This is a genomic window from Kitasatospora mediocidica KCTC 9733, assembly GCF_000744225.1.
Lineage (GTDB): Bacteria > Actinomycetota > Actinomycetes > Streptomycetales > Streptomycetaceae > Kitasatospora > Kitasatospora mediocidica.
This window is the reverse complement of the sequence record NZ_JQLN01000005.1, coordinates 941,354-965,966: the sequence shown is the minus strand read 5'-3', so window position 1 is coordinate 965,966 and position 24,613 is coordinate 941,354. Positions and strand designations below refer to the sequence as shown.

At 71.5% G+C, this 24,613-nt stretch carries 27 protein-coding genes; 13 read left to right on the top strand and 14 right to left on the bottom strand.

Features of this window, described 5'->3' with window-relative positions; all coding sequences use genetic code 11:
• Window position 1 precedes the first annotated feature (1 nt).
• A complete protein-coding gene (locus tag BS80_RS18290) occupies window positions 2-2,464 on the bottom strand; it encodes a cation-translocating P-type ATPase (protein ID WP_035798740.1) in 2,463 nt (820 codons plus the stop codon).
• A 76-nt stretch (window positions 2,465-2,540) separates the two neighbouring features.
• Window positions 2,541-2,819 (bottom strand): DUF2530 domain-containing protein, encoded by a 279-nt coding sequence (locus BS80_RS18285; RefSeq protein ID WP_035798738.1) that lies wholly within the window; start codon window positions 2,817-2,819, stop codon window positions 2,541-2,543.
• Between the two features lie 155 nt (window positions 2,820-2,974).
• Between BS80_RS18285 and BS80_RS18280 the strand changes: the two genes are divergently transcribed.
• The 3 genes from BS80_RS18280 to BS80_RS18270 all read left to right on the top strand — a co-directional run bounded on the left by BS80_RS18280 (window position 2,975) and on the right by BS80_RS18270 (window position 6,273).
• The gene (locus tag BS80_RS18280; RefSeq protein ID WP_035798736.1) at window positions 2,975-4,438 is read left to right on the top strand and encodes an NCS2 family permease; all 1,464 of its coding nucleotides are present in this window, start codon (window positions 2,975-2,977) and stop codon (window positions 4,436-4,438) included.
• Window positions 4,439-4,585: 147 nt separating this feature from the next.
• The gene (locus BS80_RS18275; protein ID WP_035801775.1) at window positions 4,586-5,215 is read left to right on the top strand and encodes an RNA polymerase sigma factor; all 630 of its coding nucleotides are present in this window, start codon (window positions 4,586-4,588) and stop codon (window positions 5,213-5,215) included.
• Window positions 5,212-6,273, top strand: a complete 1,062-nt coding sequence (locus BS80_RS18270; RefSeq protein ID WP_051966755.1) for a CU044_5270 family protein — start codon at window positions 5,212-5,214, stop codon at window positions 6,271-6,273. Before BS80_RS18275 ends, BS80_RS18270 begins: the two co-directional genes overlap by 4 nt.
• A gap of 71 nt (window positions 6,274-6,344) precedes the next feature.
• Here BS80_RS18270 and BS80_RS18265 read toward each other — a convergent pair whose 3' ends face one another.
• From BS80_RS18265 to BS80_RS18255, 3 genes are all read right to left on the bottom strand, one after another.
• A complete protein-coding gene (locus BS80_RS18265; RefSeq protein WP_035798734.1) occupies window positions 6,345-6,530 on the bottom strand; it encodes a hypothetical protein in 186 nt (61 codons plus the stop codon).
• A 32-nt stretch (window positions 6,531-6,562) separates the two neighbouring features.
• A complete protein-coding gene (locus BS80_RS40870) occupies window positions 6,563-7,051 on the bottom strand; it encodes a DUF5994 family protein (RefSeq protein WP_051966754.1) in 489 nt (162 codons plus the stop codon).
• Window positions 7,052-7,151: 100 nt separating this feature from the next.
• The gene (locus BS80_RS18255; RefSeq protein WP_157536588.1) at window positions 7,152-7,760 is read right to left on the bottom strand and encodes a histone deacetylase; all 609 of its coding nucleotides are present in this window, start codon (window positions 7,758-7,760) and stop codon (window positions 7,152-7,154) included.
• Window positions 7,761-8,025: 265 nt separating this feature from the next.
• Between BS80_RS18255 and BS80_RS18250 the strand changes: the two genes are divergently transcribed.
• A complete protein-coding gene (locus tag BS80_RS18250; protein WP_035798731.1) occupies window positions 8,026-8,949 on the top strand; it encodes a DUF4231 domain-containing protein in 924 nt (307 codons plus the stop codon).
• Window positions 8,950-8,992: 43 nt separating this feature from the next.
• Here the strand turns inward: BS80_RS18250 and BS80_RS18245 are convergent, their stop codons facing one another.
• The 5 genes from BS80_RS18245 to BS80_RS18230 form a co-directional block, all read right to left on the bottom strand.
• Window positions 8,993-9,340, bottom strand: coding sequence for a hypothetical protein (locus BS80_RS18245; protein ID WP_035798728.1), 348 nt, complete (start codon window positions 9,338-9,340; stop codon window positions 8,993-8,995).
• A 167-nt stretch (window positions 9,341-9,507) separates the two neighbouring features.
• Window positions 9,508-10,011 (bottom strand): thiol peroxidase, encoded by a 504-nt coding sequence (gene tpx, locus BS80_RS18240; RefSeq protein WP_035798726.1) that lies wholly within the window; start codon window positions 10,009-10,011, stop codon window positions 9,508-9,510.
• Window positions 10,012-10,191: 180 nt separating this feature from the next.
• Window positions 10,192-10,350, bottom strand: coding sequence for a hypothetical protein (locus BS80_RS40865; RefSeq protein ID WP_157536360.1), 159 nt, complete (start codon window positions 10,348-10,350; stop codon window positions 10,192-10,194).
• Window positions 10,351-10,437: 87 nt separating this feature from the next.
• On the bottom strand, window positions 10,438-10,653 hold the full coding sequence (locus tag BS80_RS18235) for a DUF397 domain-containing protein (RefSeq protein ID WP_035798724.1): 216 nt from the start codon (window positions 10,651-10,653) through the stop codon (window positions 10,438-10,440).
• On the bottom strand, window positions 10,650-11,468 hold the full coding sequence (locus BS80_RS18230) for a helix-turn-helix domain-containing protein (protein ID WP_035798722.1): 819 nt from the start codon (window positions 11,466-11,468) through the stop codon (window positions 10,650-10,652). The genes BS80_RS18235 and BS80_RS18230 overlap by 4 nt, the downstream gene beginning before the upstream one ends.
• Before the next feature lie 128 nt (window positions 11,469-11,596).
• Between BS80_RS18230 and BS80_RS18225 the strand changes: the two genes are divergently transcribed.
• From BS80_RS18225 to BS80_RS40855, 3 genes are read left to right on the top strand one after another with little or no spacing between them, the layout of a single operon-like run.
• Entirely contained in the window at window positions 11,597-11,833 is a 237-nt protein-coding gene (locus BS80_RS18225; RefSeq protein WP_035798720.1) for a hypothetical protein, read from the top strand.
• A complete protein-coding gene (locus tag BS80_RS40860) occupies window positions 11,820-11,963 on the top strand; it encodes a hypothetical protein (RefSeq protein WP_157536358.1) in 144 nt (47 codons plus the stop codon). The genes BS80_RS18225 and BS80_RS40860 overlap by 14 nt, the downstream gene beginning before the upstream one ends.
• A gap of 4 nt (window positions 11,964-11,967) precedes the next feature.
• On the top strand, window positions 11,968-12,144 hold the full coding sequence (locus BS80_RS40855; RefSeq protein ID WP_157536356.1) for a hypothetical protein: 177 nt from the start codon (window positions 11,968-11,970) through the stop codon (window positions 12,142-12,144).
• Window positions 12,145-12,301: 157 nt separating this feature from the next.
• Here the strand turns inward: BS80_RS40855 and BS80_RS18220 are convergent, their stop codons facing one another.
• Window positions 12,302-13,048, bottom strand: a complete 747-nt coding sequence (locus tag BS80_RS18220) for a hypothetical protein (protein ID WP_035798717.1) — start codon at window positions 13,046-13,048, stop codon at window positions 12,302-12,304.
• A 168-nt stretch (window positions 13,049-13,216) separates the two neighbouring features.
• Between BS80_RS18220 and BS80_RS18215 the strand changes: the two genes are divergently transcribed.
• From BS80_RS18215 to thpR, 3 genes are all read left to right on the top strand, one after another.
• Window positions 13,217-13,654, top strand: a complete 438-nt coding sequence (locus tag BS80_RS18215) for a MarR family winged helix-turn-helix transcriptional regulator (RefSeq protein ID WP_035798715.1) — start codon at window positions 13,217-13,219, stop codon at window positions 13,652-13,654.
• 77 nt (window positions 13,655-13,731) lie between these two features.
• The gene (locus BS80_RS18210) at window positions 13,732-15,261 is read left to right on the top strand and encodes an MFS transporter (RefSeq protein ID WP_083974878.1); all 1,530 of its coding nucleotides are present in this window, start codon (window positions 13,732-13,734) and stop codon (window positions 15,259-15,261) included.
• A 70-nt stretch (window positions 15,262-15,331) separates the two neighbouring features.
• A complete protein-coding gene (gene thpR / locus BS80_RS18205; RefSeq protein ID WP_035798712.1) occupies window positions 15,332-15,904 on the top strand; it encodes an RNA 2',3'-cyclic phosphodiesterase in 573 nt (190 codons plus the stop codon).
• A gap of 4 nt (window positions 15,905-15,908) precedes the next feature.
• Here thpR and BS80_RS18200 read toward each other — a convergent pair whose 3' ends face one another.
• Window positions 15,909-16,511 carry a TetR/AcrR family transcriptional regulator gene (locus tag BS80_RS18200; RefSeq protein ID WP_035798710.1) on the bottom strand — a complete coding sequence of 201 codons (603 nt, stop codon included), beginning with the start codon at window positions 16,509-16,511 and terminating at the stop codon, window positions 15,909-15,911.
• 104 nt (window positions 16,512-16,615) lie between these two features.
• On the opposite strand from BS80_RS18200, the gene BS80_RS18195 reads away from it, so the two are divergent.
• Window positions 16,616-17,383: an SDR family oxidoreductase gene (locus tag BS80_RS18195; RefSeq protein ID WP_035801762.1), complete on the top strand. Its 768-nt coding sequence runs from the start codon at window positions 16,616-16,618 to the stop codon at window positions 17,381-17,383.
• Window positions 17,384-17,564: 181 nt separating this feature from the next.
• Here BS80_RS18195 and serC read toward each other — a convergent pair whose 3' ends face one another.
• Complete coding sequence (serC, locus tag BS80_RS18190; protein ID WP_035798709.1) at window positions 17,565-18,683, bottom strand: phosphoserine transaminase; 1,119 nt, start codon at window positions 18,681-18,683, stop codon at window positions 17,565-17,567.
• A 129-nt stretch (window positions 18,684-18,812) separates the two neighbouring features.
• Window positions 18,813-19,913, bottom strand: a complete 1,101-nt coding sequence (locus BS80_RS18185) for a citrate synthase 2 (RefSeq protein WP_035798707.1) — start codon at window positions 19,911-19,913, stop codon at window positions 18,813-18,815.
• A gap of 385 nt (window positions 19,914-20,298) precedes the next feature.
• Here BS80_RS18185 and pdxH point away from each other — a divergent pair, with 385 nt between their 5' ends.
• Window positions 20,299-20,922 (top strand): pyridoxamine 5'-phosphate oxidase, encoded by a 624-nt coding sequence (gene pdxH / locus BS80_RS18180; protein WP_035801759.1) that lies wholly within the window; start codon window positions 20,299-20,301, stop codon window positions 20,920-20,922.
• Between the two features lie 126 nt (window positions 20,923-21,048).
• Window positions 21,049-24,594: an FxSxx-COOH system tetratricopeptide repeat protein gene (gene fxsT, locus BS80_RS18175; RefSeq protein ID WP_051966752.1), complete on the top strand. Its 3,546-nt coding sequence runs from the start codon at window positions 21,049-21,051 to the stop codon at window positions 24,592-24,594.
• The last annotated feature ends 19 nt before the right edge of the window (window positions 24,595-24,613 follow it).

Below are 24,613 nucleotides of genomic sequence, written 5' to 3'. Positions count from 1 at the left end.
ACTACTCCTTGAGGCTGCGTCGAATGAAGATCCAGACCAGTTCGAGCAGCAGCCCGGCCGTCACCGCGATGACGACGCCGGTCCACGGGTCCCGGGTGCCGACCAGCTTCAGCTGGAAGAAGTCCGAGAGCCAGGGCACGGTCAGCACCAGGGTGAACAGCCCGCACATGCTGCCGATCAGGGCGAGTCGCCACCAGGTGTACGGCCGGGCCACGATCGCCAGCACCCAGATCGCCACCAGGAAGAGCGTCAGGGTGGCGACGCTGGTGTCGGCGGTCAGGTTGGTGTCGTGGTCGGAGCGGGCCAGCGCGTACGCGGTGAAGGTGGCGGTCCCGGCGATCACGCCGCCGGGCACCGCGATCCGCAGCACCCGCTTCACGAAGCCGGGCTTGGCCCGCTCGGTGTTGGGCGCCAGCGCCAGGAAGAAGGCCGGGATGCCGATGGTCAGCGCGCTCAGCACGGTGGAGTGCCGGGGCAGGAACGGGTACGGCGACTGGGTGAAGACCACCAGCAGTGCCAGCAGCACCGAGTAGACGGTCTTCACCAGGAAGAGGCTGGCCACCCGTTCGATGTTGCCGATCACCCGGCGGCCCTCGGCGACCACCGACGGCAGCGTGGCGAAGCGGTCGTCCAGCAGCACGATCTGCGCGACCGCGCGGGTCGCCTCGCTGCCCGAGCCCATCGCCACGCCGATGTCGGCGTCCTTGAGCGCCAGCACGTCGTTGACGCCGTCGCCGGTCATCGCCACCGTGTGGCCGCGCGACTGGAGGGCGCCGACCAGGTCGCGCTTCTGCTGCGGGGAGACCCGGCCGAAGACGGTGGTGCGCTCCACGGTGTCGGCCAGTGCCTGCCGGTCGTCCGGCAGCGTCCGGGCGTCCACCGGGTGGTCGGCGCCGGGCAGGCCCAAGCCGGTCGCCACCGCGCCGACCGAGACCGCGCTGTCGCCGGAGATCACCTTGGCGTCCACCCGCTGGTCCGCGAAGTAGCGCAGGGTCTCGGCGGCGTCCGGGCGAACCCGCTGCTGGAGCACCACCAGGGCCAGCGGCTGGAGGTCCTTGGCCGGGTCGGGGGCGTCCAGCGCGACGGGTGTGCGGCCGAGCAGCAGCACCCGCAGACCCTGGGCGCCCAGTTCGTCCACCTCGGTCAGCGCCGGGTGGCCGTCGGGCAGTAGGACGTCGGGCGCCCCGAGCAGCCAGCTGGCCTCGGTGCCGCCCGGCTCCAGCAGCTGCACGCCGCTCCACTTGCGGGCGGAGGAGAACGGCGCGGCCTCCAGTACCCGCCACTCCTGGCCGTCCGGCGCGCCCGAGCCGTAGGCGTCGATGACCGCCTGCATGCTGGCGTTGGGCCGGGCGTCCGCGCCGCCCATGGCGCCCAGCGCGCGTTGCAGCACGGCGGGTTCGGCCGGCCGGTCGGCCGCGCTGCCCAGCGGGCGCAGCTCCAGCACGTCCATGCCGCCCTCGGTGAGGGTGCCGGTCTTGTCCAGGCAGACGGTGTCCACCCGGGCCAGGCCCTCGATCGCGGGCAGCTCCTGCACCAGGCACTGCTTGCGTCCCAGTCGCACCACGCCGATCGCGAACGCCACCGAGGTGAGCAGCACCAGGCCCTCGGGGACCATCGGCACGATGCCGGCCACCGTGCGCCGGACCGCCTCGCGCCAGTCGTTGTGCTCCACCGACCACTGGCTGATCACCAGGCCGATCGCGGTCGGCACCAGAAGCCAGGTGATGAACCGCAGGATCGTGTCGATGCCGCTGCGCAGCTCGGACTTGACCAGGGTGAACCGGCTGGCCTCCTCGGCCAGCTGCGCCGCGTACGCCTCGCGGCCCACCTTGGTCGCCGTGAACGCCCCGGCGCCGGCCACCACGAAGCTGCCGGACATCATCGGGTCACCCGGCTGCTTGAGCACCGGGTCGGGCTCGCCGGTGAGCAGCGACTCGTCGATCTCCAGGCCGTCCGCCTCGCTGACCAGGCCGTCGACGATCACCTTGTCGCCGATGCCGAGCAGCACGGTGTCGTCGAGCACGATCTCGGCGACGGCCACCTGCTGCGCCTGCCCGTCCCGGCGGACCTCGGGCCTGGCCTCGCCGATCAGCGCCAGGCTGTCCAGGGTCTGCTTGGCGCGCACCTCCTGGACGACGCCGATCGCGGTGTTGGCGACGATCACCAGGCCGAACAGGCCGTCCTGGATCGGGCCGACCACCAGGATGATGCCGAACAGCACGCCGATGATCGCGTTGAAGCGGGTGAAGACGTTGGCCCGGACGATCTCGGAGATCGACCGACTGGAGCGCACCGGGACGTCGTTGACCTGGCCGCGCGCGACCCGCTCGGCCACCTCGGCGGCGGTCAGGCCGTGCCGCCTGCCCTGGCCGGGACGGCTGGCGTGGGCGCCGGGTTCGCTCCCCGCAGGCGCGCTCGCGTGGGCGGGGCCGGGGTCGGCGGTGTCCTCCGCAGGGTGCGTCATGGCACCGACTCTACGGGCGGCAAATGTCCGGTGCGTGCTACTTGAGTCCGATTTCGGGCCGTCCGAGTGGCCGGGGCTACGGCTCCTCGGTGGCGCCCGCAGCGGTGGCCGCGCGGTCGCGCAGGATCGCCGCCCGGCGGGCGCGGCAGTACCAGAGGCCGATCAGTCCGAGCAGTCCGCCGCTGAGGCAGATCCACTGCCAGTTGCCGTGTCCGTGCCCCTGAGCCTGCAGGGTGCTGTGGAACGGGAGCAGGACGACGAAGCCCAGGAACCAGAGCGCCGTGCCCGCGCCGACGATCGCGACGTCATTGGTTTCCAGCGGCGGGGGCGAGGGGCGCAGCGCGATCTTCGGCATGAGGCCCAAGCGTACGGGGGGCCGCGTCCGGCTGTCCGGCCCGGCTCCGGGTTCTACGCGCGAAGATAGCGCGTGCACGACCCGCAATTCATACTTGGAGACCCCCACCTCGTACACGCGCCCCCTCCTTCTGCGCCCCCACCAGAGGACATCGCATGCCATCCGTGGCCCAGCCGACCACTGAGTCGCCCGAGCCCCACCAGCAGGCGCCCCACACGCCTGCCGGCGTCCTGGACCGCTACTTCAAGATCTCGGCGCGCGGTTCCAGCCTCCCCCGGGAGATCCGCGGCGGTGTCGCCACCTTCTTCACCATGGCGTACATCCTGGTGCTGAACCCGATCATCCTGTCCAGCGCCGTCGACATGCACGGCACGCACCTCGGCACCGGCCAGCTGGTCACCGCCACCGCGCTCACCGCCGGGCTCACCACGCTGCTGATGGGGGTGATCGGCAACGTCCCGATCGGCCTGGCCGCCGGCCTCGGCGTGAACACCATCGTGGCGCTCCAGCTGGCCCCGAAGATGACCTGGCCGGACGCCATGGGCATGGTCGTGCTGGCCGGCTTCTGCATCATGATCCTGGTGGCCACCGGGCTGCGCGAGCGGGTGATGAACGCCGTGCCGCTCGGCCTGCGCAAGGCGATCGCGATCGGCATCGGCTTCTTCATCACCCTGGTCGGCCTCGTCGACTCCGGCTTCGTCAGCCGCATCCCGGACGCCGCGCACACCACCGTCCCGCTGGAGCTCGGCTCCACCGGCCACCTGGTGGCCTGGCCGGTGCTGGTGTTCATCCTCGGCCTGCTGCTCACCATGGTCCTGATGGTCCGCAAGGTGCCCGGCGCGATCCTGGTCTCGATCGCGACCATGACGATCGTCGCGCTGGTCATCGAGAAGCTCGCCCACATCCCCGGCGAAGCCTGGGGACTGACTGTTCCCAAGTGGCCCGGCAACCCGGTCTCCGCGCCGGACTTCTCGCTGGTCGGCAAGGTCAGCCTGTTCGGCGGCTTCCACGAGGTCGGCATCCTGACCGGCGTGCTCTTCGTTTTCACGGTGCTCATGTCGTGCTTCTTCGACGCGATGGGCACCATCCTCGGCGTCGCCGACGAAGCCCACCTGCTGGACGCCAACGGCGACCTGCCCGGCATGAGCCGGGTCCTGATGGTGGACGGCGTCGCCACCGCGCTGGGCGGCGCGACCTCCTCCTCGGCCAACACCTGCTTCGTCGAGTCCACAGCCGGCGTCGGCGAGGGCGCCCGGACGGGCTTCGCCAGCATCGTCACCGGCGCGCTCTTCATGGTCGCGCTCTTCCTCACCCCGCTGGCCACCATGGTCCCCGCCCAGGCCGCCACCCCGGCACTGGTCTGCGTCGGCTTCCTGATCCTGGCGAACTCCATCCGGGAGATCGACTGGAACGACTACACGATCGCGATGCCGGCCTTCCTGACCATGGTCCTGATGCCGTTCACCTACTCCATCACCAACGGCATCGGCATGGGCTTCATCGCCTTCTGCGTCCTGCGCATCGCCACCGGCCGCTGGCGCGAGGTCTCGCTGCCGCTGTACGCGGTGGCGGCGGTGTTCGTCTTCTACTACATGCTCCCGGCCCTGGGCCTGGCCTGACGCATGCCGGTGGCCCCGCACTCCCTCTCGGGGTGCGGGGCCACCGGCGTTTGGGCCTGCGCGTCGTGGTCCGGGGAGTGTCTGGTGTGATGGGGGTCACGGGAACTGGCCTGTGGTGGCCGGACAAGCCTGGGTGTGGACTTTTCGATGCACGAGCGGATCAGAGCCGGGGATCCCGGCGCCTTCCGGCAGTTGTTCCAGGAGCATTCGCGGGCGGTCCTGGCGCATGCGGTCCGGGTGAGCGGGGATCGGGCCGGCGCCGAGGATGTCATGGCGGTGGTGTTCCTGGAGGCGTGGCGGCTGCGGGAGAAGTTGCGCGATGAGGGGACCACGCCGCGTCCGTGGCTGATGGGCATCACCGTCAATGTGCTGCGCAACCGGGCCCGGGCCGCTCGGCGGCATGCGGCCGCGCTGGCCAGGATGCCGGTCGCCGAACCCGCGCCGGACTTCGCCGACGAGCTGGTCAGCCGTCTCGCCGACCATGAGCAGTTGCTGGCCGCCAAGGCGGCGCTGGAGAAGCTGCGTCGGGGGGAGCGCGAGGTGTTCTCGCTGTGCGTGTGGGCCGGGCTGAGTTATCCCGAGGCCGCCGAGGCGTTGGGGATTCCGGTCGGCACCGTGCGCTCGAGGCTTTCCAGGGCCCGCACGCGGTTGCGTGCGCTGGCGGAGAAGGAACTGCGGCAGGCGTCGAGAACTCCTCGGGAACCCCTGCGGGCAGCCGGACAAGTACAGGGTGGCCGGATGGTTCCGGCCCGGTCGGACAAGGAGTGGACCAGATGACCAGCATCCCGAGGCGGCAACAGCCGCTCGACGACGCGGAGTTGAAGCGGCTGCTTCCCGCGGCTGGAGCACCGGCCGCCCCGCTCGGCCGGCAGCGCCAGATGGAGGAGTTCCTGATGAGCGAGATCACCCGTACCCCCGAAACCGCCGCACCGGTCCGGCCCGAGGCCAGGAGCCGCCGCCGGCTGCTGATCGCCCTGCCCGCGACCCTGGCGGCCTTCGCCCTCGCCGCGACCGTGGCGCTCACCACGCAGGGCGGTCACGCGGCCGGCCCCGCGACGGGTGAGCACGTCGCGGCGCCTGTCGTCCAGATCGCGGTCGGCGACACCGCGGCGCTGGCGGGCGCCGTGCAGCGGATCTCCACGGCCGCCCAGGCCACGCCCGACCTCGTCCTGCGCCCGGGACAGTTCGTCTACATCGAGAGCACCGTCTCCTACCTTTCGAGCACCGTCGACGCCGACAGCGGCGCGTCGAAGGTGTGGGTCGACAAGCCACACCAGCGGCAGGTGTGGTTGTCGGCCGACGGCCGCACGGGCTGGCTCACCGAGGAGGGCAAGACCCCGGCGGGAGGTGTGACGCTGGATTCGGGCACCGGCGCCTACCTGAACGCCCCCTCCTACGACTACCTGCGCACCCTTCCCACCGATCCGCAGGTGCTGCTGCAGAAGATCTACGCCGAGACCAAGGGGGCCGGCAACGGGCCGGACCAGGAGGCGTTCGTCACCATCGGCGACATGGTCCGCGAGCAGGCCGTCCCCGGCAAGCTCGCCGCCGCGCTCTACCAGGCCGCCGCCCGCATTCCCGGGGTCGTCCTGGTCGACAGTGCCACCGACGCCGCCGGGCGCACCGGTATCGCCATCGCCCGCACCAACAGCACCACCGGCTCGCGCGACGAGATCATCTTCGACCGCACCTCCTACGCCTTCCTGGGTGAGCGCAGCGTCCAGGTCACCGAGGTCTCGGGAGTCAAGCCCGGCACGGTCACCGCGAACACCGCCGTTCTCAAGCGCGCCGCCGCCGACGCCGCAGGCCACCAGCCCGGCAACGCCCAGGCCTGACGCGCTCTCGCCCGCCGCCCCGACCCACATCGCGGTCGGGGCGGCGGGCGGCTGCGTGTGCGGGCTGGTGTTCAGCGGCAGAGCGAGCCGGGGTACCTGCGCTGTTCGCCTGTGGGCGTCTCGACCACCAGGGACTGCGACTCTGTCCAGAACCGGTGGCCGGCAGGGATGAAGACGGGCCGGTCCAGGTGGAACCAGCCGACCCGCGTGGCCAGCAGGAGGCGGGGGGCGATCGGGCGCCTTCCGTCGAGGTCCATCGGACCATGATGGTGCAACGGGCGGTTCGGCGTCACCCCGGTTCGGCCGGGAAGTGCTGGAGCGCGGCGAGGAGTTGGGCGGCGGTGGCGCGGTGGTTGGTGCGGGCGGCGGCGGACATCGCGGTGGCGGCCTCGGCAGGGGTGGCCCACGGGGGGACGACCAGGAGGAGGAAGTGGTCGTCCAGGCCGCGGGTGATGCTGATGGTGTGCTCGCTGGCGGAGAACCGGCCGATGTGGACGGCCAGTCCGTCGATCGTCAGGCTGCGGGAGATGTCGTCCCAGGCGGCGGTGTCCAGGCCGACGCGCGTGATGTGGCCGAGGTGCGCCGTCAACGCTGTGACCAGGCCCGGAAGTTCGGCATGGATGTCGCGTGAGCGGGGCCACCAGGCGCCGTCGAACATGCCGTTGCGGGCGAGGGTGGGCTCCAGGCTCAGGCGGGGTCGGGGCGGCAGCGGGAAGAGTGGGGACAGGTGGCGGTGGGAATAGCGGTGGGTGGTCCGGTCGGCGCTCTTCGACACCATGCAGTGCCGCCTGTCTCGGCTCCTGCGGGGCCGACTCTGCTGCCCAGGGCGACATCGGCGCTCTCGCCGACATGCGGGAGGTCCTCGGGTGCCCCCAAGGCTACTCCGCCGCGACCCCCGGCGGAGGGGCGGCGTGGGGGACGTGGAGTGCTTCCAGGACGGTCGGTGCGGTCCAGGTGCCGGCGGCGCCCGGGCGGGTGGCGAGGTAGTCGGCGCTGCGGGCGGGGGACCAGCCGTGGGCGTCGTGCAGGCCGGCGGCGAGGTGGCGGAGGTAGCCGGCGGCGGGGGCGTTGAGCGGGGTGGCGGGGCTGGGGGCGGTGAGGGTGAGGACGGGGATGCCGTCCAGGTGGCCCGGGCAGAGCAGCGTTTCGTAGCGGCCGGGGCCGAACTGGTCGCGGCCGGTGGCGAGGACGGTGCGCAGGTCGAGATCGCGGCCGGGCGGGTGGCGCATCTCCTGGGCGGCCAGGTCGGAGAACTGCTCGGCGCTCAGCAGGTAGGCGCGGCCCGGGGTCTCGTCCGGGGCGAGCGGGTCGTGGAAGGCCATGCCGCCGGTCCAGACGCCGGACTCCCCGGCGAAGTACAGCCGGCCGGGCAGGACGACCGCTTCGGTCCTGCGGGGCGGGCGCGGGTCGCGGCAGCCGGGGTTGCGGTGCGCGCCGCCCGGGGGCACGCCGCCGGCCAGGTAGCAGGTCAGCCGGTCGAGGTGCATGTTGGAGCCGTAGGCCGCGTACCAGACGAGTTCGGTTGAGGTGGCTTGAGTTGAGTGATCGTCATCCTGCTTGAAGGGGAGCACGTTTCGTCCAGGGGTGGGCGGGAAATGGCCTTCGCAAACGGAGCTGTGAGAACCACGGGGTGAAGGGCGGGCGCGGCGGCCGGAATTGGCCGTGCGGTGCTCTGCCCATTCTTCGATGTGCGTAGCACAGTGAGGTGCGGGCACTGTGCCCGGTGAAGGTAGCGGGAGGGGGCACGGACTGATGGTGCGATGGGACCCAGCCAGGATCAACGAGGCGGACTTCCTGCCGGAGCCGTTCCAGACGGCCGACCAGGCGTCACTTTCCGGACAGCGGATGACTCTGCGCTGGTACCGGGGACTGATTCTGATGCTGGTCGCGGCCGCCGCGGTCGGAGCGGTCACCGGACCGGGCAAGCTGGGGAAGACCGACCTGGCGCCACTGGTCTCGGTGGCCGCCTTCGCGGTGGCCGGATTCTTCTGGGCCCGGCTGCGGCGGCACAATCCGCAGGCCGGGTGGTACGAGGCGCGCGCGGTCGCCGAGTCGGTGAAGACGCTGGCCTGGAAGTACACCGTCCGGGCGCGTCCGTTCGGCGGCCCCGCGGACTCGGCCGAGGTGGACCAGGAGTACCTGGGCCAGGTGACCGACCTGCTGGAGGCGTTCCAGGACTCCGGTGCGATCCCGCACGGCGCCGTGGCCGAGATCACCGACGGGATGCGGGAGTTGCGCGCGGCCGGGCTGGTTGAGCGGCGGCTGCTGTACATGCAGCTGCGGGTGCAGGGCCAGCGCACCTGGTACCTGGCGAAGGCGGACGCCTGCGAGTCGCAGTCGGTTTCCTGGGGGCTGGGCACGGCGGCGCTCATGATCGTCGGTGGCGCGGCGGCGGTGGCAGAGGCGCTGGGGGCGCTGTCGGTGCAGATCTTCGGGGCCTGCTCGGCGGCAGCGGCGGCGATGATCGCGTGGACGCAGCTCAAGCAACTGCGGCCACTGGTCTCGGCGTACCAGCTGGCGGCCAGGGAACTCGACGTGGTGTACGGCAAGTTGTCCACACTCGACCCGAACGAAGCGGACGCCGAGGCCGGTTGGGCACGGCTCGCGGGCGACGCCGAGGACGCGGTCGCCCGTGAGCACACCAGCTGGCGTGCGCGGCGGGCCTTCCCCCGCTGACAGTGTGGAGGCCGGGGGAGGCCCGCCGGGCGTGCGGGGTTGGTCAGGAGAAGATGACCGAGCGCAGGGTGAAGCGGTCGCTGCGGCTCCTGTAGGGGTTGATCGCGTCGGAGTCGCCGGTGCAGTTCAGGCCGGTCCAGGCCGTGGCCACGGTGTCGGTCTGGTTCTCCGGGTGGAAGGCCGCCGGGTAGGCCTCGTCCATGACCTCGGGGAGGTTGATGCACACCCGGCTGTCCGGGTCGATCAGCTGCCCGATGTGCGGGGCGTCCGGAGAGTCGTACCGGTACTGGAAGGTGCCGTGGGCGCTGGCGGCCGCCGAGGCCGAGCCGGGGATGGAGAGGACGAGGCCGATCGCGCCGAGGGTGGCCACGACGGAGTTGCGCAGACGCATGAGGTGATCCCTTTGAATGGCATACGGGTGAATCGGGATCACCTTAGAGCGGGGCGAATCGGACGAAACGGTTCTGCCGATGAGCACTGCGTGTCGGAATGGTGGACACGGGGTGAGGGGCCCGCAGTGCGATGGAAAGCGCTGACGGGCCCCTCGGGTGTGGCTGCTTAGCTGAGCGCCTTGATGGCGGCGTCGTAGTCGGGCTCCTCGGTGAGCTCGCTGACCAGCTCCGAGTAGATGACCTGGTTCTCGCCGTCCACGACGACGACGGCGCGGGCCGCGACGCCGGCCAGCGGGCCCTCGGCGATGGCGACGCCGTAGGCGCCCAGGAACTCCTGGCCCCGCATGGTGGACAGGGTGACCACGTTGTCCAGGCCCTCGGCGCCGCAGAACCGGCCCTGCGCGAACGGCAGGTCGGCCGAGACGCAGAGCACCACGGTGTTGTCCAGGCCGGCCGCCAGCTCGTTGAACTTGCGGACGGACGCCGCGCAGGTGCCGGTGTCGACGCTGGGGAAGATGTTGAGGATCTTCGTCTTGCCGGCGTAGGCGTCGAGCGACACGTCGGAAAGGTCCTTGGCCACCAGCGAGAAGGCCGGTGCGGTGGTGCCGGGGGCCGGGAAGGTGCCCGTGACGCTCACCGGGTTGCCCTTGAAGTTGATGGTGCTGCTCATGGAGGCTGCTCCTGGAAGAAGTAGAGAAGTGGGGCGGTGGACGCCCACGTGGTCCCGGCGGGAGCCGCGTGCACGCGGTGCGTCCAGGAGCAGCCAATCAGATACCCGTACTGCCTGTGGATGGATGTTCGTATAGTGGCAGTCCCGCACACGGACCCGCCTGATGTGTCGTGCGGACTTTCACTGGTCCCGCTTGGGCACGATGCTGGCCGCCAGCACCACCGCGACCACCGTCCACAGGGCGTAGACCGTCCAGGCGCCGCCGAGCGTGGACGGGTAGGGGGCGCCGATCTCCCGTCCGGGCATCAGCAGCCGGGCCCACGCGTTGAACGGCAGCACGTTGGCGAGGAGCGCGGCGAAGGTGTTCCCCTGCAGCTGGTGATCACGTGCGCGGTGCGAGGAGGTCGACTGCGGCCGGGGGCCCGGTCAGATGGTGCCGAAGACGCCTGCGGCGGTGGCGGAGACGAAAGCGGCCCAGGCGGTGGCGGGGAAGAGGAGGGCGGGGCCGTGCGGGTCCTTGGAGTCGCGGACGGGGGTGAGGTGGGGGATGCCGGTGGCCACCTCGACGCAGTTGCCGCCGTTGTCGCTGCTGTAGCTGCTCTTGTGCCAGGTGACGGGGAGCTTGCTCGCGCTGGTGGTCATCTCAGGTCCTTTGCGGCGGCAGCGATCAGGTCGATCGACGCGTCGGGCGACAGGGCAACGGCTGTGAGCAGATCATAGGTGCGCTCGGCGGCCTTGACGTCGGCGGGATCGGCCAGGATCTGCCCTTGCAGGAAGCCGTCCACGTAGACGACCCCCGGCCCTTCGTCCAGCGTGAGAGCGGAGAACGAGCCAGCCAACCCGGCGTGCACCCCTGAGGCGAAGGGAAGCAGCTGAATCACCGTGCCCGGCTCCTCCGCTGCTGCGATGACGCGTTCCAACTGCTCCCGCATGACCTTGGCCCCGCCGAGCGGTCGGCGCAGGATGAGCTCGTCGAGCACGACCCACAGCTCGGGGCGGTCGTCGCGCGTCAGGATGTGCTGTCGCGCGAGACGAGCGGTCACCTGCTCCTTGACGACGTCGTGGTTCTGCCGACGGGCGCCGAACACCGCTCGTGCGTAGGCCTCGGTCTGAAGCAGTCCGGGGATCACCTGCACCTCGAACGACCGGATCGCCGTCGCCGCCTCCTCCAGGTCCACGAACGGCCGGAACCACGCCGGGTACGCGTACTTGATCACCAGCGGCCACAACCGCTGGAAGTGGTCCTCCAGCCCGAACGTGTCGTCCGCCAGCTTCGACAGTTCCTTCGTCGGCAGCCGCGTCCCCGCCTCGATCTTGTTGAGCAGCGACGGCGCCATCAACGCCTGCTTGGCGAATGCGCGCTGCGAGATTCCGGCCTTCTCCCGCTTGCGTCGCAAGTCGGTTGCGTAGAAAGCGAGTACGGATGACGTCGGGTCAAGAAGGTCTGCCAGAGACATGGTTGCGCCCCTACCTGATTGACGGTGGCGAGGTCAACGGCCACGCCCCCGGAAAGCGTAGACCCGGAGAGCGACTCCTGACATACAGATAGTGAGGGTGGGGTCAAGACGAGTGAACGGACAGGAAGATGACGTCGAAACTGACCAAGCACACGGCCGAAGCGCGGCAGGACGCGGCGGACGCGCTGGAGGAGTTGCTGGACGCGCTGCGGTTCTCCAGCGTCCCGCTGGTGTCGGTCGCGGTGGACTGGCATTCGGCCAAGTTCACCGGCCGGTACCTGATCGACCTGGGGGCCACCCGTCCGGATGTGGCCCGGCGGATGGCGAAGGTTCTCCGGGCGGGTGCCGCACATGTCGAGCCCTGACAGAACGCGCGCCCGGACCAGAGGCGGCCTGGCCGCCTCGCTGCTGCTGATCGTCGCCAGGGCCCGGCTGTCCGGGCCGAAGCCGTGCCCGCTGGCCTGGCCCGACTGCCCGTTGTGCGAGGTGATCTGAGCCGATGAGCCGTAGCAGCTCGATGACCATCCGCACCTACCGGATCACCGGCACCGGCGAGCGGATCGAACTCTCGCCCCGCGAGGAGGTCGACGCCGAGCGGCCGTCGCACGACCCGCTGAACTGGCCGGTCTGCGCGTGCCCCCGGCACCGCGACGAGCCGGTGCAGCAGGGAGCCTGACGCCTGACGTCGAGCGCGCGGACCGGCCGGTCGCGAGGGCGGCCGGTCCGCGCGGGGACGGAAAGCGGGAGTTGATCGCAATGAGTGACGGCCTGCCCGCTGGTGGAACCACCGCGAGCGGCTGCGGGCGTTCATGGAGGCGGAAGAGCGGGCGTAGTCAGCTGGTGGCCGCCGCACCCTGCTGCGCGGTGACGGCGTGGTACGCCTGGAGCGCCAGCGCCGAGACGGTGTCCTTGTCGGGGGTGGCGGGGCTGGCCGTGTAGACGGTGATGACGGTGTTCCCCACCTGAACGTAGATTCGCGCCAGGGCGTTGCCGTACTTGTCGAGCGCCGTCTTCACGAAGACCTTGCTGTTCGGTAGCTGCGGCGCCGAGGAGGTGTTCGCGTCGAAGTTGGCCGCATCCGAGGTCATGCGCGAGTCGTAGAAGCTCTCGGCGCCCTTCGAGGTGGCGAAGCGGATGAGGTAGATGTCGACGAACGCGCTGGTGTCGCTCATCCAGGCGCGTCGGGCCGCGAACTGAAGCCCGCGTGCGGCCTCCGTCGTATGGGCCTTCGCCTGGCTCGCCGGGGAGAAGAGGCCGTCGACGAACTGGTCGGCGGTGAGGGCGCCCTCCGGCTTGCCGTCGTCGAACTGCTTGGAGTCGGCAGGTGCGGGCGGGAGGTCGGCCACCAGTTTCGCGATGTCCGCGCTCGACGGTGCCGCGACGGTGGTCGGCGCAGCGGACGCGGAAGCGGACGTCGGCGCGGAGGCGGCCGCGCTGCCGGCCGGGCTCGGCTCGGCGTGCGTGGCCTGTGCGGTCGCGGTGGTGTGGGCGGCGCTGGTGCAGCCGGCGGCCAGGAGCAGCAGGAGCGCTGACGCGGCGCCGACGAGGGGCTGGTGGAGCGTGGTCGAACGGCGGAGCATGCGGGTGGAGCCTCCGGTGGCGGCGCGCGGTGGGGCGGGACGCCCGAGTCTCCCGCAGGGCAGGGGACGTCCGCCGACCGGGGTGCGTGCACGCACGTGACAGGAGTCACCGCAGGGACACGGGTAATGGATTTTCGTTAGACAGGGTAATGACGTAGTCTAAGGATCATGCCCGCCGAGATGTCCGAGGGCGACCTCGCAGCTGTCAGTCAGCTGAGGTCGTCCGTGATGCGCCTTGCCCGCCGCTTGCGGCACCAGCACGTGGAGCAGTCGCTCAGCCCGACCGAGATGGGTGTGCTGGGCACACTCGCGCGGTGTGGGCGGGCGACTCCCGGTGAGTTGGCGCGGCGGGAGCACGTCCAGCCGCCGTCGATGACCAGGATCATCGCGATGCTGGAGGAGAAGGGCCTGGTGCGGCGTGAGCCGCACCCGGACGACCGCCGGCAGGTGGTGGTCAGCATGACGGAGCAGGCCGAGGAGATCCTCAACGAGAGCCGCCGGCGTCGCAACGCCTGGCTCGCGGAGCTGGCCTCCGGGCTGACCGAGGAGGAGTGGGAGGCGGTCCGAGCGGCCGCGCCCGCGCTGTACAAGCTCGCGCACCTGTAGCGCGGGGGGAGAGAACGACCGAGCAGGGCCGGACAAAGGGGAGACGCATCACCGAAGCAGGACCCAGCAGCAGGACCATGCGCGCGGCACAGGCCGCGCACCGAGGGGAGAAAGACGTGACACCGCCGGCCGCAGCCAGCGCCGCAACCCGTCCCGACGACACCACCGCCCAGACTTCGAACACTCCGGTACCGACGGCCTCCGCCGCGATACCCGCGCCGGTGAATCTGCCCGGCGACGACGACCCCTGCGAACGGGCCGCGACGGCACCCACCGTCGCATCCGGCCCCACCGGGGCTTCGTTCACCCGACCGGGGGGCATGTTCTCCTCGCTGAAGGTGCGTAACTACCGCTATTTCTTCGCCGGTCAGATCGTCAGCAATACCGGCAGCTGGATGCAGCGCATCGCCCAGGACTGGCTGGTGCTGAGCCTCACCGGCAGCCCGCTCGCGGTCGGCATCACCACCGCGATGCAGTTCCTGCCCACCCTGCTGCTCGGCCTCTTCGGCGGAGTCCTCGCCGACCGGATGCCCAAGCGCCGCCTGCTGATCGTGACCCAGGGCCTGATGGGCCTGCTCGCCGCCGGTCTCGCCGTCCTCACCGTGACGGGCGTGGTGACCGAGTACTACGTCTACGCCTTCGCGCTGCTGCTCGGCCTGGTGACGGTGGTGGACACCCCGACCCGGCAGGCCTTCGTCTCCGAGATGGTGGGTCCCAAGGACCTCAGCAACGCGGTCAGCCTGAACGCGGCCAACTTCCAGACCGCCCGGCTGGTCGGCCCGGCGGTCGCCGGTCTGCTGATCGCCGCGGTCGGCAGCGGGTGGGCGTTCGCGCTCAACGCGCTCTCGTTCGTCGCCGTGATCGGCGGACTGCTGGCGATGCGGACCAGCGAGCTGCGTCCGATCGACCGGATCCCGCGCGAGAAGGGCCAACTCCGTGAGGGCCTGCGGTATGTGAAGGAGCGTCCGGACCTGATGTGGCCGCTGGTGCTGGCCGGTTTCATCGGCACCTTCGGCTTCAACTTCCCGACCCTGCTCTCCGGTTTCGCCTACGACACCTTCCACGTCGGCCCGGGCCAGTACGGCCTGCTGAACACCGCGATGGCGCTCGGCTCGCTGGCCGGCGCGCTCTACGCCGCCCGCCGCGGCGCCCCGCGGCTGCGCTGGCTGACCGGTGCGGCACTCGGCTTCGGTGTGCTGGAGGTGCTGGCCTCGGCCGCGCCCGGCTACTGGAGCTTCGCGGTGCTGCTCACCCTGGTCGGGATCTGCGGGCTGACCTTCAACACCGCGGTCAACTCCTATGTGCAGCTGGCCACCGACCCCGAGATGCGCGGTCGGGTGATGGGCCTGCTGGTGCTGGTCTTCACCGGCGGAACGCCGATCGGCGCGCCGGTGGTGGGCTGGGCGACGTCCGTCTACGGTCCCCGGATCGGCATGCTGGCCTGCGGGCTGGTCTCCGCGCTGGCCGCGACGGTGATCGGCCTGGTGCTGGCGCGCTGCGCCGACCTGCGGCTGCGGGTCGACCTGCACCGTCAGCGGACCGGCCGGGTGGTGGCCTTCGTGCCGCGCGGCGAGAGCCGCGTCCGGGAGCTCGCGACCGCCTGCTGACGGCGAAGCACGGTGCGCACAGGGGAGGGGGCTTCCCCTGTGCGCACAACCCGGGGCGGAGAATGACGACATGAAACTCTTCGTGGCGGTGCTGCCGCCCGCCGACGCGGTACGGGAACTCGCCGCGGTGCTCGCCCCGCTGCACGCGCTGCCGGGTGCCGACCGCTGGCGCTGGACGGCGCGCGACGGCTGGCACCTCACGCTCGCCTTCCTCGGCGAGGTCGCGCCCGAGCAACTCCCGGGCCTGGAGGGCGCGCTGTCCCGCGCTGCCGCACTGAACCCGGCGCACCGGCTGCGGCTGGCCGAGGGCGGGCGGTTCGGCGACCGGGCGCTCTGGGCCGGTGTGGCGGGGGAGACCCGGGTGCTGCGGGCGCTGAGCGAGGACGTCCGCCGGGCGGCCGAGGAGGCCGGCTGCGGCCTGCCGCAGGACGAACCCGCGTTCCGTCCGCACCTCACGCTGGCCCGCACGGCGGGCCGCCGGTCGGCGGTCCCGTCCACGCACGGCCGGGTGGCCGAGGCGGCGGACCTGCTGGCCGACTTCCGGGGCGGCGAGTGGACGGCCGACGAACTCCACCTGATGCGCAGCGAGTCGGCCGGCGGACGCTCGCACTACACGACGGTGGCCAGCTGGCCGCTGGGGTGACCGCCTAGCGCCGGGGCGGCCAGGCGCGCATGGCCGCCTCGGCGACGCCCTCCAGCTCCGTCCGGTCCGCGCCGTCGCGGGCCTGCTGGGACATGCCCTGGATCACCGCGCCGGTGAACCGGGCGAGTGCGGCCGGGTCGCTCTCGGCCGGCTCCTCGCCGCACTCGACGGCGGCGGCGATCCGGCGCTCCAGCTCCGCGATGGCGGCGTTGCGGATCTCCCGTAGCGCCAGCCGCACCCCCTGCGACCCGCAGTTGACGGCCGCGCTGACGATCAGGCAGCCGTGCGGCCGGCCGGGCAGCGAGTACTCCCTGGCCGCCTCGCGCAGGAGCCGGGCGATGCCCGCGCGCGTGGTCGGCTCCTCCTCCAGCGCGCGGCTGCTGAACGCCCCGAAGGTCTGCTGGTAGCTCGCCACGACCTCGTCGAAGAGCGCGCGCTTGTCGCCGAAGGCGGCGTACAGGCTGGGCGCCCGGATGCCCATGACCTCGGTCAGGTCGGCGATCGAGGTGGCCTCGTAGCCCTTCTCCCAGAAGAGCGTGGTGGCCTGTGCCAACGCGGCCTCGCGGTCGAAGGACCGGGGGCGGCCGCGCGGGGCTCTCGTCGTCATGTGAGGAGTCTATGCGGGCCGCCCCGCAAATCTGTATCGACCGCTACAGAGATCGTGCTACGGTCTTATCTGTAGCGACCGATACAAAAAAGGGGTGTGGACGCCTGGGCAAGCTCTCCGGCCGTACGGCACTGGTGACCGGCGGCAGCAGGGGGATCGGGCGGGGCATCGCGCTGCGCCTGGCGCAGGACGGCGCGCTGGTCGCGGTCCACTACGGGAGCAACGCGGTGGCCGCCAAGGAGACCGTGGAACAGATCACGGCGGCCGGCGGCGAGGCCTTCGCGATCGGCGCCGAGCTGGGGGTGCCGGGCGACGCAGCGGCGCTCTGGGCGGCGTTCGACGCGGGCCTCGCGCAGGCCGGCGGCCGTCCCGGGCTGGACATCCTGGTCAACAACGCGGGCATCGGGCTGCTCGCCACGATCGCCGAGGTGACCGAGTCCGACTACGACCGGGTCTTCGCGGTCAACGTCAAAGCGCCGTTCTTCGTCATCCAGCAGGGCCTGGGCCGACTGCGGGACGGCGGGCGGATCATCAACATCTCGTCCGGCGTGGCCCGGATCGCCTTCCCGGTGACCAGCGCGTACTCGCTGACCAAGGGAGCGATCAACACCCTGACCCTGACGCTGGCCCAGGAGCTCGGCGCCCGCGGGATCACCGTCAACGCGGTGGCCCCCGGCATCGTCAGGACCGAGATGAACCCCGCTCTCGCCGACCCCGCGACGCTGGCCCAGTACTCCGCCCTGTCGGCCCTCGGGCGGGTCGGCGAGCCGCAGGACATCGCCGACGCGGTGGCGTTCCTGGCCGGCGACGACGGCCGCTGGGTCACCGGGCAGGTCCTGGACGCCACCGGGGGCTCGCATCTGGGCGTCTGAGCCGTGCGGGTACCCTCGTTGACTGTGGACCCCAAGACTCGTATGCGGATCGTGTCCGGCGCGCTGGCGCTGCTGCTGGTGGCTGTGGTGATCGGCGCACTGATCGGCAAGTGACGGCAGCGACGACGACGGGCCGCCGCCTCGGAAGCGAGGCGGCGGCCCGTCGGTACGACGCGAGGCGTCAGAGCTGGTCGACCACGTAGTCGATGCAGGCGGTCAGCGCCTGGACGTCGGCCGGGGTGATCGCCGGGAACATCGCGACGCGCAGCTGGTTGCGGCCGAGCTTGCGGTACGGCTCGGTGTCCACGATGCCGTTGGCACGCAGTGCCTTGGCGATCGCGGCGGCGTCGACCGACTCGTCGAAGTCGATCGTGCCGACCACCTGCGAGCGCTCGGCCGGCTCCGCGACGAACGGGTTGGCGAAGGACGACTTCTCGGCCCAGCCGTAGAGGTGGCCCGAGGATTCAGCCGTTCGGGCGACCGCCCAGTCGAGCCCGCCGTTGCCGTTCAGCCACTCCAGCTGGTCGGCCAGCAGGAAGAGCGTGGAGATCGACGGGGTGTTGTACGTCTGGTCCTTCGACGAGTTGTCGATGGCCGTCGGCAGGTCGAAGAACGGCGGGATGTAGCGGCCGGAGGCGGCGATCTCGGCGGCGCGCTCCAGGGCGGCCGGGGAGAAGGACGCGAGCCAGAGGCCGCCCTCGGAGGCGAAGGACTTCTGCGGCGCGAAGTAGTAGACGTCGGTCTCGGTGATGTCCACCGGCAGGCCGCCGGCGCCCGAGGTGGCGTCCACCAGGACGAGCGAACCGGCGTCCGCGCCCGCCGGGCGGCGGATCGGCATCGCGACGCCGGTCGACGTCTCGTTGTGGGTCAGCGCGTAGACGTCCACGCCGGCCTCGGCGACCGGCAGCGGGTGGGTGCCCGGCTCGGACTTGACGACGGTCGGCTCGGCCAGCCACGGGGCCGCCTTGACGGAGGAGGCGAACTTGGACGAGAACTCGCCGAAGTTCAGGTGCTGCGACTTCTCGCGCACCAGCCCGAAGGCGGCGATGTCCCAGAAGGCGGTGGAGCCGCCGTTGCCGAGCACCACCTGGTACCCGTCGGGGAGCGAGAAGAGGCTGCTCACGCCCTCGCGCACGCGCTTCACCAGGTCCTTGACCGGAGCCTGGCGGTGCGAGGTGCCGAGAAGTGAGGTACCGGTGGCGGCGAGGGCACTCAGGGCCTCGGGGCGCACCTTGGACGGTCCGCAGCCGAAACGGCCGTCTGCGGGCTTGATGTCAGCGGGGATCTGGATCTGGGCCACGACGCGCAGCCTACTGGCTCGCTCGACGACTGTCCGCCGTTTGTCCGCTCGTTGAGATGTGAGATGCGCACGGTCCCGGCTCCTGCGAGTGTCGCGCGAGCCGGGACCGAGTCAGGGCATAGCCGCAGGTCAGTGCGCGATGGACTCGTAGCCCTCGATCTCGCGCGGGCTGCGCGGACCGGGACCGATGTAACGCGCGGCGGGGCGGACCAGGCGGCCCGTGCGCTTCTGCTCCAGGATGTGCGCCGACCAGCCGGCCGTCCGGGCGCAGGTGAACATCGAGGTGAACATGTGCGCCGGAACCTCGGCGAAGTCCAGCATGATGGCGGCCCAGAACTCCACGTTGGTCGCCAGGACGCGGTCCGGGCGACGGTTGTGCAGCTCCTCCAGGGCGGCCTTCTCCAGCGCCTCGGCGATCTCGAAGCGCGGGGCGCCGAGCTCCTTGGCGGTGCGGCGCAGCACGCGGGCGCGCGGGTCCTCGGCGCGGTAGACGCGGTGGCCGAAGCCCATCAGTCGCTCGCCCTTGTCCAGTGCCTGCTTGACCCACTTCGTGGCGTCGCCGGTGCGCTCGATCTCCTCGATCATGCCCAGCACGCGGGAGGGCGCGCCGCCGTGCAGCGGGCCGGACATCGCGCCGACCGCGCCGGAGAGCGCGGCCGCGACGTCGGCGCCGGTGGAGGCGATGACGCGGGCGGTGAAGGTGGAGGCGTTCATGCCGTGCTCGGCGGCGGACGTCCAGTAGGCGTCGATCGCCTTGACGTGCTTGGGGTCCGGCTCACCGCGCCAGCGGATCATGAAGCGCTCGACGACCGTCTCGGCCTTGTCGATCTCGCTCTGCGGGACCATCGGCAGGCCCTGGCCGCGCGCGGACTGTGCGACGAACGAGAGCGCCATGACGGCGGCCCGGGCGAGCTCGTCGCGGGCCTGCTCGGCGGAGGTGTCGAGCAGCGGCTTCAGGCCCCAGACCGGGGCGAGCATGGCCAGCGCGGACTGCACGTCGACACGGATGTCGCCCGAGTGGACCGGGATCGGGAAGGGTTCGGCGGCCGGCAGGCCCGGGTTGAACTTGCCGTCCACCAGCAGGCCCCAGACGTGCCCGAAGGAGACGTGGCCGACCAGCTCATCGATGTCGACACCGCGGTAGCGCAGTGCGCCGCCCTCGCGGTCGGGCTCGGCGATCTCGCTCTCGAAAGCGACGATTCCCTCAAGCCCGGGTACGAAATCGGACATCAGGCGGCTCCTCAGTGACGCGACAGGCCACCCGCCGTGGTGGGGGCGGGCATGGCCAGTGACCGTTGGTGGATGGCACTCGGTGCCAGAGTGACAGGCACTGGGTGCATTGCGCCATACACCACCACGGTGATGTTCCCCAAAGGGCCGCTTTCTCAGCCTCCGGACCCGGTTTCGACCGGGGATCTTCCGGTGCGAAACGGGCTGTTCCGGACAACTCCCCTGGGGGTGGGCGGTCGAGCGGTGGCGAGACACCATATCTCTCGATGTCGAGATTCCATAGGCGGAGCGCCGCCCGCTGCTTGTCGTACGGGATGATGTTGGCGTGCAGACCCCGGAACGCGCCCAGCCCGCGCCCCTGAGTACCGTGCCCGACCTCGATGCGATGCGCCGTCAGTACGCCTTGGCCGGCCTGGCCGAGGAGGACCTGGCGGCCGACCCGATCACCCAGTTCGCCCGCTGGTTCGCCGAGGCGGAGCAGGTCGCCATGGTCGAGCCCAACGCCATGGTGCTCTCCACCGCGGACGCCGAGGGCCGGCCCAGCTCGCGGACCGTGCTGCTCAAGGGGCTCGACGAGCGGGGCTTCGTCTTCTTCACCAACTACGGCAGCCGCAAGGGCGTCGAACTCGCGGCCAACCCGAACGCCGCGCTGCTCTTCCCCTGGCACTCGATCGACCGTCAGGTGATGATCACAGGTTCGGTCGAGCGCACCGGGCGGGATGAGACGGCGGCGTACTTCCGGACCCGGCCGCACGGCTCCCAGCTCGGGGCCTGGGCCAGCGAGCAGTCCAGCCCGGTGGCCTCCCGGGAGGTGCTGGAGCAGCGCTTCGCCGAGCTGGTCACGCGCTACCCCGAGGGCGAGGGGGTGCCGGTGCCGCCGTTCTGGGGCGGCTACCGGGTGGTCCCGCGTACCGTCGAGTTCTGGCAGGGCCGACTGAACCGGCTGCATGACCGGCTGCGGTACACCGCGACCCCCTCCGGCTGGGAGGTGGAGCGGCTCTGCCCGTAGGCCTGCCGTTGGGCCTACCCTCAGAGCCCGTCGAGACACGAGCTCCCGAGAGCGCTCGAACCCCTGCGCAAACGCCGCAGCCCGGTCCACACTGGGGTCGGTGGTCCGTGCGAGCGGGGGGCAACTGTGGAGCCTTACTTCTTTCTGAGCTACGCGCGGGCCGACGACGTCGGGCCGGAGATCGGTGCCTTCTACCAGGACCTGCGGACGGAGCTGGCCCGCCGGGATCCACAGGCGGCCGCGCAGCCCAGCTTCCGTGACGTGGAACGGATCCGCCTGGGGGCGGACTGGGAGCGGGTGCTGGCCGGCGCGATCGCGGGCTGTCGGTCCATGGTGGCGCTCTACTCGCCGTCCTACTTCGCCAGCGTCTTCTGCGGCAGGGAGTGGACGGCGTTCCGCTCGCGGGTCACCGCGTTCGGGGAGGAGACCGGCTGGGACCCCCAGGCGCTGGTCCCGGTCCTCTGGGAGCCGATCCCGGCCGAGCTTCCGGCGCCTGTGGCCGAACTCCAGTACAGCGAGCCGGCGATGGGCGAGCGCTACGCCGCGCTCGGCCTGCGTGCCCTGATCCGCGAGGATCCGCACGGCGAGGACTACCGGCGGGTGATCGACGTGCTCGCCGGCCGGGTTCGCCTGGCGGCGAGCAGGGCACGGCTGCCGGGCCTGCCGGGCCTGAACCTGAGGGAGTATCAGGGCGTGTTTCCGGTGGGCGCCCCGGACGTGCCCCGACAGGTCTTCGTCAGCTACGCGCCCGCCGACCGGCTCTGGGCGGACTGGGCGGTGGCCGAACTCGCCACGCTCGGCTACCAGGCCTCGCTGAACAGCGTCGCGGCGCCGGTGGCCGACGGGCTGCCCGAGCTGGGCCGGGTGCTCGACTGCCGGGGCCGGGTGCTGGCCCTGCTCTCCCCGGACTACCTCCGATACCCTCGATCGGGTGAACTCTGGCGGGCGCTGGGCGACCACCACCAGGCTCCGGGCCTGCCCTCGTTGATCCCGATGCTGGTCCGGCAGATCAGGGGACCGCTGCCCGAGCCGTTCGCGGGTCGGGCGATCACCGATCTGTTCCCGCCCTCGTCCGCGCAGGCGCCCGACCGGCTCGTCGAGGCTGTCGGTCGGCTGTCCGCCAAGCCCGCGGCAGGCGGACCGGCTCCCACCCGGGCGGGCCTGCCCGGCGACCTTCCGGCGGCCTTCGACGGTCCGGCGCGCAACCCCGCCTTCACCGGTCGGGACGAGGTGCTGGAGTCGCTGCGGGACGGGTTTCTCGCAGAGGGCGCGCCGGCGGTCCAGGTGCTGCTCGGCATGGGCGGTGTGGGCAAGACCCAGACCGCGACCGAGTACGCGCATCGTTTCGCGGCCGCGTACGACGTGGTCTGGTGGATCGCCGCCGAGCAGCCCGAGTTCATCGCACCCCGGCTGGCCGAACTGTCGCCCGAACTCGGCCTGGGGAGCCCGACCGACAGCGCCGACGCCGCGAGCCGGGTAGTGGAAGCCCTGCGGGCCGGCCGCCCGCACGGCCGGTGGCTGTTGATCTTCGACAACGCCGGCCCCCCGGAGGAGCTGAAGCACTGGCGTCCGGCCGGGCCGGCCGGCGGCCACATCCTGGTCACCTCGCGGGACCGGGCCTGGGCACGAAAGGACGGCTCGCTCGAACTCGGCGTCCTCAGGCGGCAGGAGAGCCTGCGGTTGCTGGGACGGCTGCATCCGGGACTGGCCCCCGACGCCGCCGAGGCGCTGGCCGCGGGCCTGGGCGACCTGCCGCTGGCGATCGTCCCGGCGGCCGCCTGGCTGCAGGAGAGCGGCATGCCGGTGTCCGGCTACCTGGAACTCCTGGAAGCCACCGCGACCGAAATACTGGAGCGCACCTGGCTGCCGGACGGCGACTATCCGCGCTCGGCGGCCGCGACCTGGCTGCTCTCCCTCGAGGAGCTCCGGCGCGCCAACCCCCCGGCCGCCGAACTGCTCGAACTCTGCGCCCACTTCGGGCCCGATCCGATCCCCACCCGACTGCTCTTCGGCTCGCTGCTGGCCCGCACACTGCGGCAGGGGACCGACGACGCGGGCTCCCGGATGAACATCGGTGAGCTGGTCAAGGCGATCCACCGCAGCGGCCTGGCCAGGGCCGCCCCGCGCAGTGAGACGCTCACTGTGCACCGCCTGGTGCAGGGGGTGATCAGGGGTCAGGTCAGCGGCGAGCGGCGGGCGGAGTTGCGTCGCACCGTGCAGTCCGCGCTTGCCGAGGCGTGCCCCTCCGACCCGGACCTGCTCGACAACTGGCAGGCGTACGCGGAGCTTCTGCCGCACCTGTGGCCCTCCGGCGCGGCGGACAGCGCCGACCCCGAGGTGCGCCAGTGGGTGGTCGACGCGGTTCGCTACCAGTACAAGCGCAGTCTCCTCGGACAGGCGCGCCAGCTGGCCGAGCGGACCCTGGCGCGGTGGGAGCAGACGACGGACCAGGGCCCGCAGGCCGCCGATGAGCCGCACGTTCTCCGACTCCGGGTACAACTCGCCAATGTGCTGCGCTCGTTGGGGAAGTACCAGGAGTGCTATGCGATGGATCAGGACGCCGTCGAGCGGATGCGCCGGGTGCTGGGACCACAGCACCCGCAGACCCTGTTCGCGCAGGGGAGTCTCGGTGCGGACCTTCGGGCGCTCGGCAGGTTCCAGGAGGCGAGGGAGCTCGACCGGGCCACCCTGCCCGCCATGCGGGAGGCCCTGGGCGTCGAGCATCCACGAGTCTGGGTGATGGTCAACAACCTTGCCGTGGCGGAGGATCTGGTCGGTGAACGGAAGGCCGCGCTGGAGCTCTTCGAGCTGTCCTTCCGCCATCAGGTCCGGTCGTCCGGTGCCGCGAGCCTCAACTCGCTCAGTGTGGCCTGTAACTACGGGCGGGCGCTGCGTGAGAGCGGTCGGCTGCGGGAGTCGCTGAGCCTGCTGCAGGAGACGGAGGAGACCTGTCGCCAGACCGTCGGCGAGCGGAACCTCACAGCACTGCACGCCCGCCGCCACCTCGCCGCGACTCTCTACCGGCTCGGGCGGTTGGCGGAGGCCGCCGAGTTGGGGAGCGAGGCCTACCGCAGCAGCACCGAGGCCCTCGGAGCGGGCAGTCCCGAGGCGCTGACCGCCGCCGGGATCTTCGCCGCGGTCCTGCGCGCGCAGGGCGAGAGTGGCCGCGCCGCGGTGATCGCGGACCTGTCCTACCGGCAGTGCCGGTCCCAGTTCGGTGAGTCGCACCTGCTGACCTCGGTGATCGCCGTGAACCTCTCGGTGCACCTGCGAGCCACCGGGCGAGCCGCGGAGGCCAGGGAACTCTCCCGGCAGGCCATGGAGCAGCTGCGGGTGGAGATCGGTCCGGAGCATCCCTACCTCGGTGCGGTGATGGTGAATCACTCCACCGACCTGGCCCTGGCGGGCGACCGGGTCGCGGCGGCCCGGCTCGGCGGCCGCGCGGCCGACCTGTTGACCAGCGTGCTCGGACCGGACCACTACGACGCCCTGACGGCGACCTCGAACCTCGCGCTCGACCTGGCCGAGACAGGTCACTCGGACCGGGCCGACGGCCTGCGGGAGGACTGCCTGCGGCGGGCCCGCGCGGCACTGGGCGAGTATCACCCGATCACCCTGGCCGTGGCCGCTCGGACCCGCCTCGACATCGAGATCGAACCCTGCGCGATCTGAGGGGAGGACGCACGCGACG

Excerpts from the sequence above, each read along its gene's own strand:
- BS80_RS18225 (WP_035798720.1), top strand. The coding sequence starts at position 11,597 with ATGACGTCGAAACTGACCAAGCACACGGCCGAAGCGCGGCAGGACGCG.
- BS80_RS18270 (WP_051966755.1), top strand. The coding sequence starts at position 5,212 with ATGACCAGCATCCCGAGGCGGCAACAGCCGCTCGACGACGCGGAGTTG.
- BS80_RS18275 (WP_035801775.1), top strand. The coding sequence starts at position 4,586 with ATGCACGAGCGGATCAGAGCCGGGGATCCCGGCGCCTTCCGGCAGTTG.
- BS80_RS18210 (WP_083974878.1), top strand. The coding sequence starts at position 13,732 with ATGCGCGCGGCACAGGCCGCGCACCGAGGGGAGAAAGACGTGACACCG.
- BS80_RS18220 (WP_035798717.1), bottom strand. The coding sequence starts at position 13,048 with ATGCTCCGCCGTTCGACCACGCTCCACCAGCCCCTCGTCGGCGCCGCG.
- BS80_RS18255 (WP_157536588.1), bottom strand. The coding sequence starts at position 7,760 with ATGCACCTCGACCGGCTGACCTGCTACCTGGCCGGCGGCGTGCCCCCG.
- tpx (WP_035798726.1), bottom strand. The coding sequence starts at position 10,011 with ATGAGCAGCACCATCAACTTCAAGGGCAACCCGGTGAGCGTCACGGGC.
- BS80_RS18280 (WP_035798736.1), top strand. The coding sequence starts at position 2,975 with ATGCCATCCGTGGCCCAGCCGACCACTGAGTCGCCCGAGCCCCACCAG.
- BS80_RS18200 (WP_035798710.1), bottom strand. The coding sequence starts at position 16,511 with ATGACGACGAGAGCCCCGCGCGGCCGCCCCCGGTCCTTCGACCGCGAG.
- BS80_RS40870 (WP_051966754.1), bottom strand. The coding sequence starts at position 7,051 with ATGGTGTCGAAGAGCGCCGACCGGACCACCCACCGCTATTCCCACCGC.
- BS80_RS18250 (WP_035798731.1), top strand. The coding sequence starts at position 8,026 with ATGGTGCGATGGGACCCAGCCAGGATCAACGAGGCGGACTTCCTGCCG.
- BS80_RS40860 (WP_157536358.1), top strand. The coding sequence starts at position 11,820 with ATGTCGAGCCCTGACAGAACGCGCGCCCGGACCAGAGGCGGCCTGGCC.
- BS80_RS18285 (WP_035798738.1), bottom strand. The coding sequence starts at position 2,819 with ATGCCGAAGATCGCGCTGCGCCCCTCGCCCCCGCCGCTGGAAACCAAT.
- BS80_RS18215 (WP_035798715.1), top strand. The coding sequence starts at position 13,217 with ATGCCCGCCGAGATGTCCGAGGGCGACCTCGCAGCTGTCAGTCAGCTG.
- BS80_RS40855 (WP_157536356.1), top strand. The coding sequence starts at position 11,968 with ATGAGCCGTAGCAGCTCGATGACCATCCGCACCTACCGGATCACCGGC.
- BS80_RS18230 (WP_035798722.1), bottom strand. The coding sequence starts at position 11,468 with ATGTCTCTGGCAGACCTTCTTGACCCGACGTCATCCGTACTCGCTTTC.
- thpR (WP_035798712.1), top strand. The coding sequence starts at position 15,332 with ATGAAACTCTTCGTGGCGGTGCTGCCGCCCGCCGACGCGGTACGGGAA.
- BS80_RS18235 (WP_035798724.1), bottom strand. The coding sequence starts at position 10,653 with ATGACCACCAGCGCGAGCAAGCTCCCCGTCACCTGGCACAAGAGCAGC.
- BS80_RS18245 (WP_035798728.1), bottom strand. The coding sequence starts at position 9,340 with ATGCGTCTGCGCAACTCCGTCGTGGCCACCCTCGGCGCGATCGGCCTC.
- pdxH (WP_035801759.1), top strand. The coding sequence starts at position 20,299 with ATGCGCCGTCAGTACGCCTTGGCCGGCCTGGCCGAGGAGGACCTGGCG.
- BS80_RS18185 (WP_035798707.1), bottom strand. The coding sequence starts at position 19,913 with ATGTCCGATTTCGTACCCGGGCTTGAGGGAATCGTCGCTTTCGAGAGC.
- BS80_RS18290 (WP_035798740.1), bottom strand. The coding sequence starts at position 2,464 with ATGACGCACCCTGCGGAGGACACCGCCGACCCCGGCCCCGCCCACGCG.
- BS80_RS18265 (WP_035798734.1), bottom strand. The coding sequence starts at position 6,530 with ATGGACCTCGACGGAAGGCGCCCGATCGCCCCCCGCCTCCTGCTGGCC.